18 protein-coding genes are annotated in these 19281 nt (G+C 65.1%); 8 read left to right on the top strand and 10 right to left on the bottom strand.

What is annotated here, in order from left to right; translation table 11 throughout:
• Positions 1-250 precede the first annotated feature (250 nt).
• Both AC1VNY_RS40415 and AC1VNY_RS40410 read left to right on the top strand, forming a co-directional pair.
• Positions 251-1381 (top strand): FAD-dependent monooxygenase, encoded by a 1131-nt coding sequence (locus AC1VNY_RS40415; protein WP_482409361.1) that lies wholly within the window; start codon positions 251-253, stop codon positions 1379-1381.
• Complete coding sequence (locus tag AC1VNY_RS40410; protein WP_482409360.1) at positions 1378-2988, top strand: benzoate-CoA ligase family protein; 1611 nt, start codon at positions 1378-1380, stop codon at positions 2986-2988. The genes AC1VNY_RS40415 and AC1VNY_RS40410 overlap by 4 nt, the downstream gene beginning before the upstream one ends.
• Before the next feature lie 556 nt (positions 2989-3544).
• Here the strand turns inward: AC1VNY_RS40410 and AC1VNY_RS40405 are convergent.
• Genes AC1VNY_RS40405 through maiA form a run of 3 tightly spaced genes read right to left on the bottom strand, consistent with a single transcriptional unit; the run spans position 3545 to position 5863 of the window.
• Positions 3545-4729 (bottom strand): 3-hydroxybenzoate 6-monooxygenase, encoded by a 1185-nt coding sequence (locus tag AC1VNY_RS40405; protein WP_482409359.1) that lies wholly within the window; start codon positions 4727-4729, stop codon positions 3545-3547.
• On the bottom strand, positions 4729-5241 hold the full coding sequence (locus AC1VNY_RS40400; protein WP_026191972.1) for a MarR family winged helix-turn-helix transcriptional regulator: 513 nt from the start codon (positions 5239-5241) through the stop codon (positions 4729-4731). Before AC1VNY_RS40400 ends, AC1VNY_RS40405 begins: the two co-directional genes overlap by 1 nt.
• Complete coding sequence (gene maiA, locus AC1VNY_RS40395) at positions 5231-5863, bottom strand: maleylacetoacetate isomerase (protein ID WP_482409358.1); 633 nt, start codon at positions 5861-5863, stop codon at positions 5231-5233. The genes AC1VNY_RS40400 and maiA overlap by 11 nt, the downstream gene beginning before the upstream one ends.
• Positions 5864-6023: 160 nt before the next feature.
• Between maiA and gtdA the strand changes: the two genes are divergently transcribed.
• Positions 6024-7064 (top strand): gentisate 1,2-dioxygenase, encoded by a 1041-nt coding sequence (gtdA, locus tag AC1VNY_RS40390; RefSeq protein ID WP_304497643.1) that lies wholly within the window; start codon positions 6024-6026, stop codon positions 7062-7064.
• Between the two features lie 180 nt (positions 7065-7244).
• Here gtdA and AC1VNY_RS40385 read toward each other — a convergent pair whose 3' ends face one another.
• From AC1VNY_RS40385 to AC1VNY_RS40370, 4 genes are all read right to left on the bottom strand, one after another.
• Positions 7245-8072, bottom strand: a complete 828-nt coding sequence (locus AC1VNY_RS40385; protein ID WP_482409362.1) for an ABC transporter permease — start codon at positions 8070-8072, stop codon at positions 7245-7247.
• Entirely contained in the window at positions 8065-8838 is a 774-nt protein-coding gene (locus tag AC1VNY_RS40380) for an ABC transporter ATP-binding protein (RefSeq protein ID WP_482409357.1), read from the bottom strand. The genes AC1VNY_RS40385 and AC1VNY_RS40380 overlap by 8 nt, the downstream gene beginning before the upstream one ends.
• Positions 8839-8995: 157 nt before the next feature.
• Positions 8996-10000, bottom strand: a complete 1005-nt coding sequence (locus AC1VNY_RS40375; RefSeq protein ID WP_482409356.1) for an ABC transporter substrate-binding protein — start codon at positions 9998-10000, stop codon at positions 8996-8998.
• A gap of 12 nt (positions 10001-10012) precedes the next feature.
• The gene (locus tag AC1VNY_RS40370) at positions 10013-11374 is read right to left on the bottom strand and encodes an FAD-dependent oxidoreductase (protein ID WP_482409355.1); all 1362 of its coding nucleotides are present in this window, start codon (positions 11372-11374) and stop codon (positions 10013-10015) included.
• 116 nt (positions 11375-11490) lie between these two features.
• Here AC1VNY_RS40370 and AC1VNY_RS40365 point away from each other — a divergent pair, with 116 nt between their 5' ends.
• Together AC1VNY_RS40365 and AC1VNY_RS40360 are read left to right on the top strand one after the other, a co-directional pair.
• The gene (locus AC1VNY_RS40365; RefSeq protein ID WP_482409354.1) at positions 11491-12375 is read left to right on the top strand and encodes a LysR family transcriptional regulator; all 885 of its coding nucleotides are present in this window, start codon (positions 11491-11493) and stop codon (positions 12373-12375) included.
• 62 nt (positions 12376-12437) lie between these two features.
• Positions 12438-12701 carry a hypothetical protein gene (locus tag AC1VNY_RS40360; RefSeq protein ID WP_411782224.1) on the top strand — a complete coding sequence of 88 codons (264 nt, stop codon included), beginning with the start codon at positions 12438-12440 and terminating at the stop codon, positions 12699-12701.
• 2 nt (positions 12702-12703) lie between these two features.
• Here AC1VNY_RS40360 and AC1VNY_RS40355 read toward each other — a convergent pair whose 3' ends face one another.
• A complete protein-coding gene (locus AC1VNY_RS40355; RefSeq protein WP_482409353.1) occupies positions 12704-13501 on the bottom strand; it encodes an enoyl-CoA hydratase-related protein in 798 nt (265 codons plus the stop codon).
• 179 nt (positions 13502-13680) lie between these two features.
• Here AC1VNY_RS40355 and AC1VNY_RS40350 point away from each other — a divergent pair, with 179 nt between their 5' ends.
• Together AC1VNY_RS40350 and AC1VNY_RS40345 are read left to right on the top strand one after the other, a co-directional pair.
• Positions 13681-14655 carry a 2-dehydropantoate 2-reductase gene (locus tag AC1VNY_RS40350; RefSeq protein WP_482409352.1) on the top strand — a complete coding sequence of 325 codons (975 nt, stop codon included), beginning with the start codon at positions 13681-13683 and terminating at the stop codon, positions 14653-14655.
• Positions 14656-14695: 40 nt separating this feature from the next.
• The gene (locus tag AC1VNY_RS40345; RefSeq protein ID WP_069280459.1) at positions 14696-15478 is read left to right on the top strand and encodes an SDR family oxidoreductase; all 783 of its coding nucleotides are present in this window, start codon (positions 14696-14698) and stop codon (positions 15476-15478) included.
• Positions 15479-15491: 13 nt separating this feature from the next.
• Here the strand turns inward: AC1VNY_RS40345 and AC1VNY_RS40340 are convergent, their stop codons facing one another.
• Positions 15492-16223, bottom strand: coding sequence for an aspartate/glutamate racemase family protein (locus AC1VNY_RS40340; protein WP_482409351.1), 732 nt, complete (start codon positions 16221-16223; stop codon positions 15492-15494).
• Between the two features lie 158 nt (positions 16224-16381).
• Positions 16382-17062: an alpha/beta hydrolase family protein gene (locus tag AC1VNY_RS40335; protein WP_482409350.1), complete on the bottom strand. Its 681-nt coding sequence runs from the start codon at positions 17060-17062 to the stop codon at positions 16382-16384.
• A 249-nt stretch (positions 17063-17311) separates the two neighbouring features.
• Here AC1VNY_RS40335 and AC1VNY_RS40330 point away from each other — a divergent pair, with 249 nt between their 5' ends.
• On the top strand, positions 17312-19147 hold the full coding sequence (locus tag AC1VNY_RS40330; RefSeq protein WP_482409349.1) for a di-heme-cytochrome C peroxidase: 1836 nt from the start codon (positions 17312-17314) through the stop codon (positions 19145-19147).
• Positions 19148-19281: the final 134 nt, after the last annotated feature.

Here is a 19281-nt window from a genome sequence, read left to right as displayed (position 1 = left end):
AGATTTGTATAAGAGACAGGTGGGGGTATCTCCACGAGTCGTTTGCTGGAGAGAGCCCCCTCCCGCAACGCATCTTTCGATGCGATGCGACCTCCCCCGCAAGCGGGAGAGGTGCAGCGAGTCTGCCGCAACAGCGCGTCTACCTAACGACGTCCCTGCTACTGCGCGCATTTTCCCTCTGGCGTTCCCGCCGGAGGGCGATTAGTCTGGACCCAAATTGTAAGTACACTGTCAATCTGGGAGGCAGACGTTGCGGATCGCCGTGATCGGCGGAGGGCCCGGCGGGCTCTATTTCGCCTATCTCTGGAAGAAGCGTCATCCCGACGCCGAGATCGACCTGTTCGAGCAGAACGCGGCCGGCGCCACCTGGGGCTTCGGCGTGGTGTTCTCCGAGCAGGCGCTGGACTTCCTGCGCGCCGACGACCCCGAGACGGTCGACGCCATCGCCCCGCTTATGGAGAGCTGGAAGAACATCACCCTCAATCTGCGCGGTGAGAGCGTCGAGATCGACGGCGTCGGGTTCTCCTCGATCGGCCGGCTGGCGCTGCTGACGATCCTGCAACAGCGGGTCCGCAGCACAGGCGTCACGCCGCGCTTCGACACCGTGGTGCAATCGGTCGATGAGCTCAGGGGTTACGACCTGATCGTCGCCGCCGACGGGCTGAACTCGATGGTCCGCCGCGGCTATGAGTCCGCCTTCGGCGCGTCGGTCTCGCATTCCTCAAACAAGTTCGCCTGGTACGGCACCACGAAAACCTTCGCGACGCTGTCGCAGACCTTTGTGGCAACCGAGCGCGGCAGCTTCAACGCCCATCACTATCGCTATGCGAAGGACATGAGCACCTTCCTGGTCGAGTGCGATGCGGCGACCTGGGCCGCCTACGGCTTCGCCGACAAGAGCATCGAAGAGTCGCAGGCGATTTGCGAAGACGTATTCGCCGCGACGCTGGACGGCCACCGGCTGATCTCGAACAAATCGGTGTGGCGCAATTTCCCGTGGATCTGGAACGAGCGCTGGTCGCACGGCAACATGGTGCTGATCGGCGACGCCTTGCATTCGGCGCATTTCTCGATCGGCTCGGGCACGCGGCTTGCGATCGAGGATGCGATCGCGCTGACCAAAGCGCTGGAGACCGAGAGCGGCATCGCCGCCGCGCTTGCCCGCTACGAGAGCGAGCGCAAGCCGATCGTGAAGAAGCTCGTCACCGCGGCGCGAACCAGTGCCGACTGGTACGAGCATTTCCCCGCGCACATGAAGCTCGATCTGATGGATTTTGCCTACAGCTACATCACCCGCTCCGGCCGGATCGACGACGCGCGGCTGCGCGCGATGTCGCCCGCCTTCATGGCCCGCTACGCAGCCGCAAAGGGACACTCATGACAGGGATCGCCGACCAGGTTCCGCAGGACACTACAGGTGCGCGCGAGATCGGCTTTACGATCCCCGAACGCTACAATGCGAGCTGCATCCTGTTCGACAATCTCGGCAACGGGAATGCCGAGCGCCTGGCGTTGACCGGCCCGGCCGGCACGCGGACCTATCGCGAGCTCTGCACTGAGGCCGCGCGCTGGGGCCACGCCTTCCGGTCGCTTGGACTGCAGCGCGGCGACCGCATCCTGCTGTTTCTCGACGACACCCCGGCCTATCCCGCGGCATTCTTCGGCGCGGTGCGTGCCGGCTTCGTGCCGCTCTTGATCAACACGCTGACGACGCCCGAGCTGCTGCAATTCTACCTGTCCGACGCCGGCGCGCAGGTCGCGGTCACCGATGCGGAATTCTGTGCGCGCTTCAACGCGGAAGCCTGCAAGGACACGGCGCTGCGCACGCTGGTCGTGGTCAATGGCGCCGCCGGCGATCACGCCGTCGCCGAGGCGCGCAACGCCGGCGACTGGCTGCAAGGATTTCCGATCGAGCTCGACGCGGCCGACACCCACCGCAACGAGATGGCGTTCTGGATGTATTCGTCGGGCTCGACCGGCCGTCCCAAGGGCATCGTGCATCTGCAGCACGACATGGCCTATAGCGAGCGCGCCTTTGCCCGCAACGTGCTGAAGCTAGAGCCTGGTGACATCTGCTTCTCGGTGCCGAAGATCTTCTTCGCCTACGGTTTTGGCAATTCGATCACGTTTCCCTTCTCGGTCGGCGCGGCGACGCTGCTGCTGCCCGGCCAGCCGAAGCCGGCTACGATCTTCGCGGCGATCGGACAATATCGCCCGACCGTGTTCTTCGGCCTGCCGACGCTCTACATCTCGCTGACCAAGGCCGAGGGCGCCGAGCAAACCGATTTCTCCTCGCTGCGGATGGCGGTCTCGGCCGCCGAGGTGCTGTCGGCCGACGTCTTCAACGGCTGGAAGCGGCTCACCGGGCTCGAGATCATCGAAGGCCTCGGCTCGACCGAAGTGCTGCACGTCTATCTCAGCAACCGCGCGGAGCGAAAGAAGCTCGGAGCCGCCGGCCTGCGCGTGCCTGGCTACGAGATCATGCTGCGCGACAGCGACGGCCGCGAGGTCGGCGACAATGAGGAAGGCATCTTGTGGGTGCGCGGCGATTCCGCGACGCCACTGTACTGGAACCGGCCGGACAAGACCGCCGAGACCGTGCGCGAGGACGGCTGGATCTACACCGGCGACCGCTTCATGCGCGACAGCGACGGCTTCCACTTCTTCCGCGGCCGCGCCGACGATCTGATCAAGATCTCCGGCCAGTGGGTCTATCCGCTCGAAGTCGAGCTCTGCCTCGCCGATCACCCCGACGTCCGCGAATGCGCCGTCTACGCCGCCGAATTGCCTGACCGGCGCATGACACTGCGCGCCGTGGTTGTCATGAACAAGGCCGGCTTCGACACGGCCGAAGCGACGCGGCAGCTGCAGGATTACGTCAAGACAAAGCTGCTGCCGTACAAATATCCGCGCGAGGTCAAATTCATCGATGAGCTGCCGAAGACCGGCACCGGCAAGATCGACCGGCAGGCGGTGATGCGGATGTGAGAGCGCCAGACTGCGCAACACTGCCGCCACACATTCGATGCCGTCCCGGCGAAAGCCGGGACCCATAACCACAAATGTTCGTGGCGCGAAGGCTGGGGCTCCAGCTCACCTCAACAACAACCATTCGTGGTTATGGGTCCCGGATCGCGCTTCGCTTGTCCGGGACGACGAACAATTAGCTGTTCCACCATCCGGCCACACATTCGGTGTCGTCCCGGCGAAAGCCGGGACCCATAACCACAAATATTTGTGGCGCGAAGGCTGGGGCTCCAGCTCACCTCAACAACAACCATTCGTGGTTATGGGTCCCGGATCGCGCTTCGCTTGTCCGGGACGACGAACAACAATTAGCTGTTCCACCATCCGGCCACACATTCGATGCCGTCCCGGCGAAAGCCGGGACCCATAACCACAAATGTCTGTGGCGCGAAAGCTGGGGCTCCAGCTCACCTCAACAACAACCATTCGCGGTTATGGGTCCCGGATCGCGCTTCGCTTGTCCGGGACGACGAGGGAGAATGCAGCGAGCTTGCCGCGTGTATCGACCGTCGGGCAGTTACGCCTTCAGCCCGGTCCCGCCATACAGCCACGCGATATCGTCACACCACTCGGCCTGCGACTTCGCGCTCATGATCGCGTTGCGGATGCGGGCGTGCTCGCCCGAGGGATGGTAGACGTGTTCGCCGATCGCGCGTGACATCAGTTGTACGCGCGCGGTGCGCGGGAAGCGTTGCGCGCTGTAGGATTCGAGCGCCGCTGTCTGGTCATCGTGACTGGCCAGCATGTGCGACAGGCAGACCGCGTCCTCCATCGCCTGGCAGGCGCCCTGCGCGAAATATTGCAGCATCGGATGCGCGGCGTCGCCGAGCAGCACCACGCGGCCGTCGATCCATTGCCCGTTCGGATCGCGGTCGCACAGCACCCAAAGCTTCCAGTTGGTGCCGTGGCGGATGATGTTCTGCGCCCGCTCATGGACGTGGGTAAAACCCTTCATCACCTCGGCTTCGGACACCGGCTTGCCCGCGACCGGCTCCGGCGCATTGTTGTGATAGGTGACGACGAGGTTGAACACCTTCCAGCCCGACAGCGGGTAATGCACGATGTGGCATTTCGGGCCGGCCCACAGCGTGGCCGCATTCCAGCGCAGATCCTCCGGCATCCGCTCGGTCGGAATCACCGAGCGATAGGTGGTGTGGCCGGAGACGCGCGGCGGGCCGTCCGCCGTGACCTGCTTGCGGATGTTTGACCACAAGCCATCGGCGCCGATCAGGAGGCGGCCGGCAATCCGCTCGCCATCGGCGAGCTTTGCCGTCACGGACGAACCATCCTGCTCGTAACCTGTCACCTCGCTGGACACGCGCAGCTCGATCAGCTCGTGGTTCTGGCATGCACGCAGGAACACACCGTGCAGATCGCCGCGATGCACCACGGCATAGGGATTGCCGAACCGCGCGCGAAACGCATCGCCGAGATCGATATGGGTGATCTCGTCGGCGGTCAGCGCATCCATCAGCCGCAGCTGATCGATATAGACCGCCATGTTGCGCGCGGCCTCGCCGACGCCGAGATAGTCGAAGGCGTGGAACGCGTTCGGGCCGAGCTGGATGCCGGCACCGATCTCGCCGAGCGCGGCGGCCTTCTCCAGCAGGATCGAGCGGATGCCTTTTTGCGCGAGGCCCAGCGCCACGGCGAGGCCGCCGATGCCGCCACCCGCGATCAGCACAGGTCTCGTCTCCGCCATCAGCCCGACCTCCCGAGATGTTCGAGCGCGTCCTCGGCGCGCAGCGGCACCCGCGACGCCTCGTTGTTGAGGTCGACGAGCTGGGTCAACAGCGCCAGCAGCGTCTTGCGGTCGGCCGGCTTCAGCGGCTGCAGCATCCGCGCCTGCGCCTTGTCGACCGAGGGCATGATGTCGCTCAGCACCGCCGCGCCGGCCTTGGTAAGATAGAGCAGCTTGACGCGCTTGTCCTCGGGCGCCGGCTTGCGCACGATGAACTCCTTGGCCTGCAGCCGCTCGATCACATTGCCGAGCGTGGAACGGTCGAACGCGATCACCGCCGAGAGCCTCGTGGCGTCGATGCCGGGATGGGTCGAGATCGTGACCAGCGCGGCGTATTGCACCGGCGTCAGGTCGAACGCCTTGCACTCCTCGATGAACAGCGCGACCGCGATCTGCTGCATCCGCCGGAACAGGTAGCCGGGTGCGGTGTACACCGCGTCCATCGTGACGGGCGTTGGCTTGTTATTCGGCATCGGGCTGCTTGTCCGGGGCGGCGTCGGCGAACGCCTTGACCTGTTTCGCCGCGGCCTCGGCCTTGAGCAGGCGCGGATAGGCCGAGACGTCGACGCCGAAGCGCCGCGCATTGGCGAGCTGCGGCACCAGGCAGAGATCGGCAAGCGTCGGCGTATCGCCAAAACAGAACGGCCCGGACTCCGCCGCGATCAGGGTCTCGCAGGCCGACAGTCCCTCGCGATTGGCCCAGGCCGCCCATTCCGTCACCTGCGCTTCGGGCAGGCCGAGCTGCCGCAGCCGCGCCAGCACCTTCAAATTCTGCACCGGATGGGTGTCGCAGGCGATCGCCTGCGCAAACGCCCGCACCTTGGCGCGCCGCAGCGGATCGTTCGGCAGCAGCGGCGGATTGGGATTGGTCTCGTCGAGCCATTCGATGATCGCTAGCGACTGGGTGAGGATCGCGCCGGCATCACTCTCCAGGGTCGGCACCAGCCCCTGCGGATTGATCGCGAGATAGGCCGGCGCGCACTGCTCGCCCTTGCGCAAATGATGCGGCAGATGCTCCGACGTGAGCCCCTTCAGATTGAGGGCGATCCGGACCCGGTAGGACGCGCTGCTGCGGAAATAGCCATGCAGCTTCATCGGAACCTCCCTTGCATTATTCTGGTTTTGACGCGTTTTCTTCACGCGAACCGGTATCCACTTCGCTCGAAAACGCTATGGGCTTGTTTGATTGACGCTAGCCATATTGTCAGTATACTGTCAATTAAATTGCACCAACAAGAATGATGGGAGGCTTGCCATGGAAGCCGTGCAGAAGACCCCGGAGCGCGAGGCGTTCTACAAGAAGATCGACGGCCAGAACCTCTCGGCGCTGTGGAACGTGATGAACGATCTGATCACGCCTGAGCCGAAAAGCGCCTGCCGTCCTCACTTATGGAAGTTCGACCAGATCCGCGACTATATGAACGAGGCCGGCAAGCTGATCACGGCCAAGGAAGCCGAGCGCCGCGTGCTGGTGCTGGAAAATCCAGGCCTGCGCGGCCAGTCCAGGATCACGACCTCGCTGTTCGCCGGCGTGCAGATGGTGGTGCCGGGCGACATCGCCCCCGCCCATCGCCATGCTCAATCGGCGCTGCGTTTCGTGCTCGAGGGCAAGGGCGCCTTCACCGCTGTCGATGGCGAGCGCACCGCGATGTCGCCGGGCGACTTCGTCATCACGCCGTCGATGACCTGGCACGACCATTCCAACGAAACCAATGAGCCGATGTTCTGGCTCGACGGGCTCGACATCCCGATGGTGCAGTTCTTCGACTGCTCGTTTGCCGAAGGCGCCAAGGAGGACCAGCAGTCGATCTCCAAGCCGGCCGGCGCAAGCTTCGCGCGTTACGGGCACAATCTGCTGCCGATCGACCAGAAGCGGACGTCGAAGACCTCGCCGATCTTCAACTATCCCTATGAATACACCCGCGAGGCGCTGGAGAAGGCCAAGGTCAGCGACGAATGGGACGCCTGCCACGGCCTGAAGCTGAAGTTCTCCAATCCCGAGACCGGCGATTTTGCGATGCCGACCATCGGCACCTTCATCCAGCTGCTGCCGAAGGGTTTCAAGACCGCGCGCTATCGCGCAACCGATGCCACCGTGTTCGCCGCGATCGAGGGCAAGGGCCGCACCAGGGTCGGCGACCAGACCTTCGAGTGGGGACCGCGCGATTTGTTCGTGGTGCCGAGCTGGCACTGGGTCACCCACGAGGCCGATGCCGACTCCGTGCTGTTCTCGTTCTCCGACCGCCCGGTGCAGCAGAAGCTCGACCTGTTCCGCGAGGACAGGGGCAACGCGTAAGGGGCGCGGCAAAGTGTAATGCTGTCGTCCCGGGCAAGCGAAGCGCGACCCGGGACCCATAACCACAGAGTCTTGTTGTTCGAGGCGCTGGGGCCCCAGCCCTTTCTAACAACCACGCCCCGTGGTTATGGGTCCCGGCCTTCGCCGGGACGACGGCGGATGTTGCGGCGGCAGCGCGCCTCACCGCCAGTGCAGCAGGCGTGTCTCCAGCAAATTGATCAGCTTCCCCACCGCAAGCCCGAACAGCGACAGGATCACGACGCCGGCGAGCAGCTGATCGGTCTGCATCAGATTGCCGGCCTGCAGCACGAAGGCGCCGATGCCGTATTGCGCGCCGATCATCTCGGCGCTGACCACGAGCAGCAGCGCTACCGACGCGGTGATGCGGAAGCCGGCGAGGATCGAGGGCAGCGCGCCGGGCCAGATCACGCGGCGCACGATGGCGTGGAACGGCACGTTGAAGCTTTGCGCCATCCGGATCAGATTGCGCGGCACCGCATCGACGCCGCTATAGACCGAGATCGCGGTCGAGAAGAACACGCCAAGCGCGATGGTTGCGATCTTCGGCTCCTCGCCGATCCCGAGCCAGAGGATCAGGAGCGGCAGCAGCGCGATCTTCGGAATCGGAAACAGCGCCGAGATGAAGGTGATGCCGACGCCGCGCGCCATGGTCGACAGCCCGATCGCAAAGCCGACCACGACGCCGGCGGCCGTGCCGATGAGCCAGCCGGTGCCGATCCGCATGATCGACCACGACAGGTGCTGCCACAGCGCGCCCGAGGTCGCGAGCTTATAGATCGCGACCGCGATCGCCGACGGCGCCGGCAGGAACAGCGGATTGACCCAACCTGCGCTGCCGGCGAGCTGCCAGACCGCGATCACAAGCGCGAGCGCGATCCAGCCGGCATGGCGGCTTCCGCCAGGCGTGAAGCCGGCGCCGCGAAACGCGACCGGGCGCGTCGCCTCCGCCGATTGGTCTTTCGTTTCCCGCGGCGCGCGGTCAAGCATGCTGGACCTCGCGTTCGGCATCGATCGCCTCCTTCCGGATCAGCGACCACAGCTCACCCTGCAGCGCGGCCATCGGCCCGCGCGCATCCGTCGTGCCGCGCTCGGCGCGCGTCATCGGGATGGTCACGATTTCCCGGATGCGGCCAGGGCGGCGCGACAGCACCACGACGCGATCGGCGAGCCGCACCGCTTCCTCGAGATTATGCGTGACATAGACCGCGCCCATCGCGCCGTCGGCGAGCAGACGGACGAAATCCTCCATCAGGAGCTCGCGGGTCTGCGAATCCAGCGCCGACAGCGGCTCGTCCATCAACAGGATCGCGGGGCGAACCGCCAGTGCCCGCGCAATGCCGACGCGCTGGCGCATGCCGCCGGACAGCTGCTTGGGATAGGCGGCGCGAAAATCCGAGAGCCCGGTGCGACGCAGCGCATCGTCGACCACGGCGCGGCGCTCGCCGGCACTCAAGCCCGTATGGAGCAGCGGAAACGCGACGTTCTCTTCGACTGTGTTCCACGGCAGCAGGGCAAAATCCTGGAACACGAAGGTCAGCGGATTGAGGCTATCGGCCGGCGCGGCGCCGCGCAGCTCGGCGGCGCCTGCAGCTGGCCGCAGCAGGCCGCCGAGGATCGACAGCAAGGTGCTCTTGCCGCAGCCGGACGGACCGACGATCGCGACAATCTCGCCGGCGCGCACCGTGAAGGAGACATCGTCGAGCACGTCGAGTGCGCCGAAGCGATGGCTGATATGGTCGGCGATCAGGTCCATGGCGCGACGCCTTTCCAGCTTGAACCGTCATCCTGAGGAGCGCGAAGCGCGTCTCGAAGGATGCACGGCCCGGATGTAGCCGGGCCGTGCATCCTTCGAGACGCCGCTTCGCGGCTCCTCAGGATGACGGAGTTGGAGTGGTGCGCGCGGCTCATCATCAATCCGCCTTCACATAATCCTTCGCGATGATCGCGTTGGCATCAAAGCCCTTGTCCACGAAACCCTGCCCCTGCAGCCATTTGATCTGGTTGTCGAGGTTCTTTACATCGAGCTTGCCGTCGGGATCGATATAGGCGCAATTGCCGACCACCTGCGCGACCGGCAGGTTGGTGTATTTGGCGATGATCTCGAGCAGCGGCCTGGTCTTGTCGTTGATCGGCGCCACGCCGTCCTTGATCGCAGTCAGGATCACGTCGTGATATTCGTGGTCGGCACGGGTGAGCGCGGTGAGCAGCCTGGTCACCAGCGGTGCGTTGGTCAGCGCCTTCGGCGACGCGAAGATGGCCCCTAACTGCCACGGCGTCTCGTCGCCGACCCAGCCGAGCAATTTCGCGCCGTTGGAATCCATCAGCGTCCGCGCGGTCGAGACCGGCAGCAGCGCGGCGTCGACGGTTTCGCCCTTCAGCGCCGCGGCCGCGTTCGACAGCGACTGCAGCGGCACCACCTTCACGTCGGACAGCTTGAAGCCGTATTTGTCGGCGAGCAGGCCGAGCGAATAATGGAAGCTGGAGCCGACCTGGGTCACCGCGACGCGCTTGCCCGCCAGATCCTTCGGCGTCTTGAGGCCGCTCGCATAGGCGTTGTTGCTGGCGAAATAGCCGATCAGGGGATAGCCGGCCTTCTCGCGGCTCATGCCGCCGATCACCTTCAGCGTGCCCTTGCCGGCGAGATTATAGAGGCCGGCGGTGACGGCGGTGATGCCGAAATCGACATCGCCTGACGCGGTCGCGACCGCGATCGGCTGCGCCGCGTCGAAGAACTTCAGCTCGACGTCGAGCCCGGCGTCGCGGAAATAGCCCTTGTCCTGCGCGATGAACACCGGCGCCGAGGACGACAGACGCAAGACGCCGATCTTCGCCTTCAGGAGATCATCGGCCCGCGCCATACCGCTCGCGGCCCACACCAGGAGACCCGCGAGTGCGAGCCGCGCCCAACCCTTCATTGCCGTCTCCACTCATAATCCTTCAGGTACGGCCTGATCGCGGCCGATGAACGCGCCCTGTGTGCCGAGCTGTTGTTGCAACTTTTCGACGGAAATGTCGCGCGGAATCGTATTGCCCGACAGCGCGAGCGCGGCTGCGGTTCCCGCCGCCTCGCCCATCACAAAGCAGGCACCGGAGACGCGCGCCGCCGATTGCCCTTCATGGGTCATCGAGGCGCAGCGGCCGGCGACCAGCAGATTGTCGACGCCATCAGGTACCAGCATGCGGTACGGCAACTCGTTATAGCCGCGGCTCTCCGGGATCGGCGGAAACTCGAAGATCACATCGCCTGGCACATGGGATTCCTTCGGCCAGCCATTGACGCCGATCGAATCTTCGAACGAGGCGCAGCCCAGCACGTCTTCGCCGGACAGCATGTAGCCGCCGATCACACGCCGCGTCTCGCGGATGCCGAGCTGCGGCGGCAGATCGACGATGTAGGAATTCTCGAAGCCGGGCACCGTGCGCAGGAACTTGAACGCTTCGACCGCCTGGCGGCGGCCCTCGATCTCGCCGCGCGTCATGTCGTCGGGATCAATGCCGGAAATGGCGCCGCCGTCGCTGCGCGTCACCTGGGTGAAATTCACCCGCCATTCGATCTGCGATTTCTGCGGCCGCACGATGGCGGATTTGCGCGGGAATTTATGCGTCCCGGCGGCCTCGGCCTGTGCCATCCGCTCCGGGATGGTGCGCCACGCATCGCCGGCCTTCGCCGGATCGATGCCGTTGAGGCGGAACATCATCGAGGGGTAGAGCATGCCGCCCTGGTTGTCGCCGACTTCATGGGGCGCCCCCGCCCACACCGCGAGATCGCCGTCACCGGAGCAATCGATGAAGATGCTGGCGCGCACCGCCTGCCGGCCGGCCTTGGTTTCGACCATCAGCGCACGGATGTGCGAACCATCCATGACGACGCCGGCGCCGAGCGCGTGGAACAGGATGTCGACCTTGTGATGCGCCAGCAGATCGTCGGCCGCGATCTTGTAGGCCGCGGTGTCGTAGGCCTGCGCGAAAATCTTGCCGAGGATCAGATGCGGCGCGTTCAGCCCGCCGAGCCGGTCGATCCGCGCCAGCAGGTCGGAGGCGATGCCCTGCACCACGCGGTGCATCTCGCCGAAGACGTTGGCGTGCAGTCCGCAGAAGTTGGTCACGCCGGCCGCGGTGCCCATGCCGCCGAGAAATCCGTAACGCTCGATCAGCAAGGTCCGCCGTCCGGCGCGCGCCGCGCCGACCGCTGCCGCGATGCCGGCCGGTCCGCCGCCGAGCACCACCACGTCATATTCGCCATAGACCGGGACTTGCCGCGCAGGTTCTTCGATCGTGCTCGCTCGCATCATTTCCGCCCTGAACAAAGTTGATTGGGCCAACTATGAATTGATGCAGATTGCAGTACAATCCACCAAATTATGTAATCAGCTTTCGCGAATCGAGAAAGGCTCAAGCAAGGCAGATGGATACGCTGGTCAATCTCGAAGCCTTCCTCGCCACCGCCGATGCCGGCGGCTTTTCCGCCGCGGCGCGCAAGCTCAATGTCGCGACATCCGTCGTCGCCAAGCGCGTCACCCAGCTCGAGGAGCGGATCGGCACCGCGCTGTTCCACCGCTCGACCCGCCAGTTGCGCCTGACCGAGGCCGGGCAACAATATGTGCATCGCGCCCGTGGCGTCGTTGCCGATGTCGGCGATCTCTTGTCGCGGATGGGCGAGAAGCAGCGCGACCTCTCCGATCATCTGCGCGTCAAGGCGCCGACCTCGCTGACGGTTGCGCGGCTCGCCGATGCCTTCACGATCTTCCAGAAGCAGAACGGAAGCGTGAAGCTCGAAATCGTGATGATCGACCGCCCGGTCGATCCGGTGACCGAAGGTTTCGACCTCGCGATCGGCGCCTTCCCACATTCCTTTGGCGGCGTGGTCGACGAGCCTTTGTGCCGGCTGCCGCGCCTCGTGTGCGCCTCGCCGGCCTATCTGAAGAAGCACGGCATACCGAAGCATCCGCGCGACCTGGTCGATCATCGCTGCCTCAGCTTTCTGCCGACCGGACCGGAATGGCCGTTCGAGGGACCGCGTGGCCGCATCAATATCCAGGTCCGCCCGATTCTCTCTTCGAACGAAGGCCGCGTGCTGGCGCAAAGCGCGATCGCCGGCAACGGCATTGCGCTGCTCTCGCATTATCTGGTCGCGGACGCGCTGCGCGACGGCGCGTTGCAGCCGGTACTCATCGACTTTCCGATCCCCGAATTGTGGGTCAAGGCCGCCGTTCCCGAGCGCCGCATCGATGCCGCCGCGGTGCAGGCGCTGCTGAAGACATTGAAAAAATCGCTGTCGCAGCCGCTGTGATAGGACGCCGGCCTTGCCGTTGGCATGCCGAGCTGAGACAAGGACGCGAAAGGATCGCCCGCTTGAAACTCCTGATCTCAATGTCGTTTGGTCTCATCATCGTTGCGACGCCCGCGGCGGCGATCGAGACCTGCCGCTTCATTGAGGCCAAGGCGGAGCGCGAGGCCTGCTACCATCGGCAAGAGCAGGACCTTGCTGCGAAGCGCAAGCCCGAGCCGCCGGTGGCGCGGTCGAGCGAATCGAAGACATTCGATCAGCTGCAGCAGATGCGCCGTGACGACGAAGAAGTCTATCGCAGCATGCGCGGCATCTGCCGCGGCTGCTGAGCTTACGCGCCGCCGCCCCAGCGGCCGGCGCGCTTCTCGGCGAAGGATGCAAGCCCTTCGGCAGCTTCCGCGGTCTGCCGCTTGGCCGAATGCAGATGAACGAGGCGCTTGTAGGCCTCATCGTCCACGGCCATGCCGCCGAACGAGCTTTCCATCGCGAGCTTCTTGGTCTCGGCCATCGCATCCGGCGCATTGCCGAGCAGTTGCTCGACGACCTTGGCGCCGGCGCTGTCGAGATCGGCTGATGGCACCACCTCATGGACGAGACCGATGCGGCGGGCATCGTCGGCGCCGAACCGTTCGCCGGTCAGCGCATAGCGACGCACCTGGCGGACGCCGATCGCGTCGCAGAGCTGCGGAATGATGATCGCCGCGGTCAGGCCCCAGCGCACCTCGGTGATCGAGAACAGCGCATTGTCGGCCGCGATCACGATATCGCAGGCCGAAATCACGCCGGTGCCGCCGCCGAAGCATCCGCCCTGCACCAGCGCCACGGTCGGGACCGGCAGCGTGTTGAGGCGCTGCACCGCCTCGAAAGTGGCGCGCGACGCCGCCTCGTTCTCCTCGAACGATTTCGGCCGCACGCCGTTGATCCATTTCAGGTCGGCGCCGGCCTGGAAATGCTTGCCGTTGCCCTTCAGCACGACGACACGCAGCGGTTTGGTCGAGAGATCGTCGATCGCGGCCAACACGCCTGCAATCAGCGCGCCATCATAGGCATTGTTGACCTCGGGACGATTCAGCGTGACGGTCGCGACCCCGCGCGCATCGAGGCTCCACAGGACTGGGCTGGCCGACATGACGTTGCTCCCTCGTTCGGCATTGCTGTTGTCTTGTACCAGCCTTGCACTATGGCGAGAGCGGATGCCCTGATCCATCACTTTCGAGCGCGCGCGACCGCGCCACGCGCATGACGGGTTGCGCGATGCCCCGCGCTTGTGGAAACTGACGGGGCACGTTGCGGAGAATTGTTCCACTCATGCGTATTTGCATTTTTGGCGCGGGCGCCGTCGGCAGCCACCTCGCGGTCCGGCTCGCGCGCGCCGGTCACGATGTGGCGTGCGTGATGCGCGGGCCGCATCTCGACGCGGTCAAGACCAATGGACTGACGCTGAAGGTCGGCGATAGCAGCGTCACCGCGAAGGTGAAGGCCTCAGCCGATCCTGCCGATCTGGGACCGCAAGACATCGTCATCAGCACGCTGAAGGCGACCGGCATCGGCGCGCTCGCAACCGGGCTCCCGCCGCTGCTTCGGCGCGACACATCAATCGTGTTCGCGCAGAACGGCATTCCCTGGTGGTACGATCTCGGCCTGCCGCCGCAGCATCCCGCCATCCCCGACCTCGGCTTCCTCGATCCCGGCGGGCATTTGCGCAGCGTCATCCTGAAGGAGCGGATCATCGGCGGCGTGATCTTTTCCTCCAACGAGGTGGTCGCGCCGGGCGTCGTCGCGAACCTGTCGCCGGACCGCAACCGCCTCTTGATCGGTGAATGCGACGATCGGCAGAGCGAGCGCATCGCCCGCCTGCGCGCGGCGCTCAACGACGCCGCGATCGAATCGCCCGAGGTCAAGGAGATCCGCGAGACGATCTGGTCAAAGCTATTGACCAACATGTCGATGTCGGTGCTCTGCCTGTTGACCGGGCTGACCGCGCGCGGCGTCCGCGACGATCCCGACATGCAGGACGTGATCCCGCGCCTGCTCGACGAAGCCAATGCGGTGGCGACAAGCTATATCCCCGCCGTCAAGCGCGTCACCCGCAGCGGGCCGGCGCCGGACCACAAGCCATCGATCCTGCAGGATTACGAACTCGGGCGCGCCATGGAGATCGACGTACTGGTGCGCGCGCCGGCCGCATTTGCCCGTGCAGCCGACATTTCGACCCCGATGCTCGACCTGATGGCCGCGCTCGCGATCCAGAAGGCGCGTGACAAGGGCCTGTATCAGGGCTGACAATCCGACCCACCACGATAACAAGCAGGGACATCGAACCATGCAAGTCAAGGACAAGGTCTGCGTCGTCACCGGCGGCGCGAGCGGCATCGGCGAAGCGGTGGCGCGGGCCTATGCGGACGCCGGTGCGCGCGGCGTCGTGGTCGCCGATCTCAAGACCTCGCGCGATCGGCTCGCGAGCGTCGCCGGCGATATCGACGGTCTGGCGGTCACCGCCGACGTCGGGCTCGAGGAGGACATCAAGGCGTTGATCGCCGCGGCCGAGGACAAATATGGCCCGGTCGACGTGTTCTTCTCCAATGCCGGGCTGTCGCGCAAGGGACAGGAGACCGCGTCCGATGCCGACTGGGACGTGAGCTGGCGCGTGCATGTCATGAGCCACGTGTTCGCGGCGCGCGCACTGGTGCCCGGCATGCTCGCGCGCGGCTCCGGCTATCTCATCAACACTGCATCCGCCGCGGGGCTGTTGGCCTCGCTGAACTCGATGCCTTACGGCGTGACCAAGAACGCCGCGGTCGCGCTCGCCGAGCATCTCGCCATCCAGTATGGCGATCGCGGCATCCGCGTCTCCGTGCTCTGTCCGCAATCGGTGCAGACAGGCATGACGACGCCGGGCCCGAGTGCCGCGCGCGTCGACGGCGTGCTGCAGCCGGGCGAGGTGGCGCGGATGGTGATCGAGGCGATGGCTGAAGAACGTTTCCTGATTCTCTCGCATCCGCAGGTGCAGGAATACATGCAGCGCAAGGCCACCAATCGCGAGCGCTGGCTGTCCGGCATGCGCCGCCTGCGCGACCGGATCTATGGCGGCGCGGCGTCAGGCTGACCCGTAGCCGACGTCAGGCTGGCGGCGGCGCAAAGTTCTCCAGCAGGCCGGAATAGGCCTTGGCCGCGGGCGACGCATAAGCACCGCGACGTGACGTTGTGAGCTTGAGGCCGGCAAGCGCTTCCGCCTGCTTCACCGCGGCGGCCACGCCGTCGACCACGGGCGCGCCGAATTGCACCGACAGCTCGTGGGCAAGATCGGCCATGCCGGCGCAGCCGAGCACGATGGCGTCCGCGCCCTTGTCCAGTGCCCGCGCGATCTCGGCCTCCAGCTTGGCCTTGGCGCCCGAGCCCGGCTTCTCGACATCGAGCACCGCGACATCGCAGGCGGTGACCACCGCGCGGTCGGCAAAGCCGTAGCGGCGGACCAGTTCCTCCAGCGGGACGATCGAGCGCGGCAGCGTGGTGACGACGCCGATGCGCTTGGCGATCTGACTGGCGGTGACCAGCGCCGCCTCGCAGATGCCGACCACCGGATAGCGCGCCGCCGACCGCGCGGCATCGAGCCCGGTATCGTCGAAGCAGGCGATGATGCCGGCATCGGCATCGGGCGTCTTCAGCAGCGCCTCGATCAGCCCGGGAACGGCGAAGGCCTCGTCATAGAAGCCTTCGATCGAGGCCGGTCCCATCGCAGATGTGACGGCGACGATCTCGGTGCCATCAGCGGCGACCGCCCGCGCGGCGGCCGCGATGGTCGCGGTCATCGATGCGGTGGTGTTGGGATTGACGATCAGGATTTTTGTCATGGGTGGAGAATAACATCCCTTTCGCGGCCAAGCGTAGCCCGAATGAGCCAACGGGTCGCGCGAACGCGCGCCCGATGACAGGCTCCGCGATATCCGGGACCGATCTCGCCCGCGGCATGCAGACCCCGGATGTCGCTTCGCTCATCCGGGCTACACACCTATGAATGCTTCGCGACCCAACCCGCGAAGGCATCGAGCAGTTCGGTCATCACCTCGCGGTCGTTGCGGCCGGAGCGCTTGAGGACATGGAAGGAGTGATCGGCCTCCTGCACCAGATGCAGCGTCGCACGCGCCCCCAATCCCTTCACCACGGGCTCGAGCAGATCGAGCTCGGCCAGCGCATCGCGCGTGCCCTGCAGGAACAGCATCGGGACCTTGACCTCGGCGAGATGCTTGGCCCGCTCGCTCGACGGCTTGCCGGCGGGATGCAGCGGAAAGCCGAGGAACACCAGCCCGCGCACGCCGGCGAGCGGCGCCCTGGCCTGCGCCTGCGAGGTCATGCGTCCGCCGAACGACTTGCCGCCGGCGAACAGCGGCAGTTCGCCGCAATGACGCACAGCTTCCGCCACCGCGGCACGGACCGTTGTCTGCGCGACGGCGGGCGGATCGGGCCGCTTGCTGGCCTTCTCCATGTAGGGAAACTGATAGCGCAATGTCGCGATGCCGCGCTCCGCCAGGCCCTCCGCGATCACGGCCATCGAGGGATGCGTCATGCCGGCGCCGGCGCCATGGGCAAACACATAGGCGCTATGGGCCTGCGCCGGCCGCAGCAGCAGCGCGGACACCGTGCCGTCGTCCGAGACGGTGATCGAAAGCGGTTGTGCGGCTGACGCGTTCAAGATGACATCTCGAAGAATTGTTGCTCCGTTACTTCTAGTCGCAGGCCTCGATGCGCGCAAATGCCGCCGCAACCGGCACGCCGCAAGTGAACTGGCTCACAGCCAATCAACATTTCCGTTGTTAGACCAAGCGCCGCCACTGTAGGATGGCGCACACCGCATCACACGCTTAACGCGAACTCGTTTTTCGGCGAATTTTAACATCTCGTCCATATGAGGCGCGGGTACCGCGAATTGGGGGAACGGGGCATGCCTCGCAAGACGATATTCGTCATCGGACTGTTGATTGTCGCCGGCGTCCTCTATTTCAAGGACGATATCGAGACGGTCGCGAGCGGCTTCCGCGTCAAGGTCGTCGACTACCAGCCGCCGGCAAAGACCGTGTGGCTGGATCAGAATGTCAGCGCGGAGCGGCTGCGCTGGTTCTACCACGCCGACCAGGGCACGCGGACCTTCGGCATTCCCCATGAATGGTTCATGGCGCTGGAGCAGCCGACGGTCTGGCCGCTGTTCACCGCGGCGCCGCGACTGAGCGAGACCAATTATCTCGGCCGCTTCGGCTTTATTCCCGACACGGTGATTCCGGGCAAACCCGATGCGCTGCCGATCGGCTTTGCGCAGGGCGGCCCGATGGCCGATGCCAACGGCGCGCCATGGCGCAACCCGCACAGCAAGGCCGACATGACCGGCGTAGGCCTCACCTGCGCCGCCTGCCACACCGGCAGCTTCAGCTATCGCGGCACCGAGATCGTGATCGACGGCGGGCCGGCCAACACCAATCTGTTCGAATTCCAGAAGAGCGTCGGCGTCTCGCTGCTGCTGACGCGGTTCTGGCCGGGCCGCTTCTCGCGCTTTGCCGACGAGATCCTCGGCAAGGATGCCAGCCTCGACGAGCGCATGGCGCTGCGCGGCCAACTCGATCTCGTGCTGAAGCAATACGCCAACATCAATTCGCTCGAGAACAAGGTCGCCGCCAACAGCGTCGAGGAAGGCTATGCGCGGCTCGACGCGCTGAACCGGATCGGCAACCAGGTGTTCTCGATCGACCTGAACAACCCGAACAACTACGCCTCGCATTCGGCGCCGGTGCATTTCCCGCGAATCTGGAACGCACCGTGGTTCAGCTGGGTGCAATATGACGGCTCGATCATGCAGCCGATGGTGCGCAACGCCGGCGAGGCGCTCGGCGTCAGCGCCGAGCTCAACCTGCTCGACGAGTCCAAGGGACTTTACAAATCGAGCGCGCGGATTGACGTGCTGCACGAGATGGAGCGGATGATCGCCGGCGAGCCGCCCAGCGAGGACAAGGGCTTTGGCGGACTTGCGTCGCCGAAATGGCCGGAGAACATCCTGCCGCCAATCAACATGGATCTCGCGAAGAAGGGCGGCGAGCTCTACAAGACGCATTGCCAGGGTTGCCACGGCCCGGCGATCGACAGCAAGGCGCTGCCCGCGAGCGAAGCCTTTGCGCTGTTCAAGGACAAGAAGCGCTGGATCAAGAACGAGGCCGGCCAGCCGCTGCTCGATGTCGAGATGATTCCGATCAGCCATATCGGCACCGACAGCGCGCAAGCCGAAGGCCTCGCGCACCGCACCGTCGAAACGCCGGCCAATCTGAACATCAAGGACGGCAGTTTCGGTCCGGCGCTCGGCGATCTCGTCGAGAAGACCATCGATTATTGGTACGACCAGAACAAGACCCCGCCGGAAGATCGCAAGCGCATCAACGGCTACCGGCCGAACGAGATCCAGGCGCCGCTCGCCTACAAGGTCCGGCCGCTCAACGGCATCTGGGCGACTCCGCCCTATCTGCACAACGGCTCGGTCCCGACCATCTACGCACTGCTGTCGCCGGCGAAGGATCGTCCCGCAAGCTTCTATCTCGGCAGCCGGGAGTATGATCCCAAGGATCTCGGCTATGTCTGGAAGGACAAGATCAAGAACGCCTTCGCGCTCGACACCACCAAGCGCGGCAACAGCAATTCCGGACACGAATTCTCCAACGAGAAGCGCACCGGCGTGATCGGGCCGGAGCTGAAGGAAGACGAGCGCCGCGCCCTGATCGAGTTCATCAAGACGCTGTAGGAACAGATCGCCTCATCGGTCGGTACTTCCACCTCTCCCGCTTGCGGGGAAGGTCGCATCGCATCGAAGATGCGATGCGGGTGGGGGCTCTCTCCACCATACGACTCGTGGAGAGCTGTCTCGTATACACATCT

The organism is Bradyrhizobium ferriligni, assembly GCF_056837965.1.
Note: the sequence above shows the minus strand (reverse complement) of the source record. Positions and strands in the feature narration are given on the sequence as shown.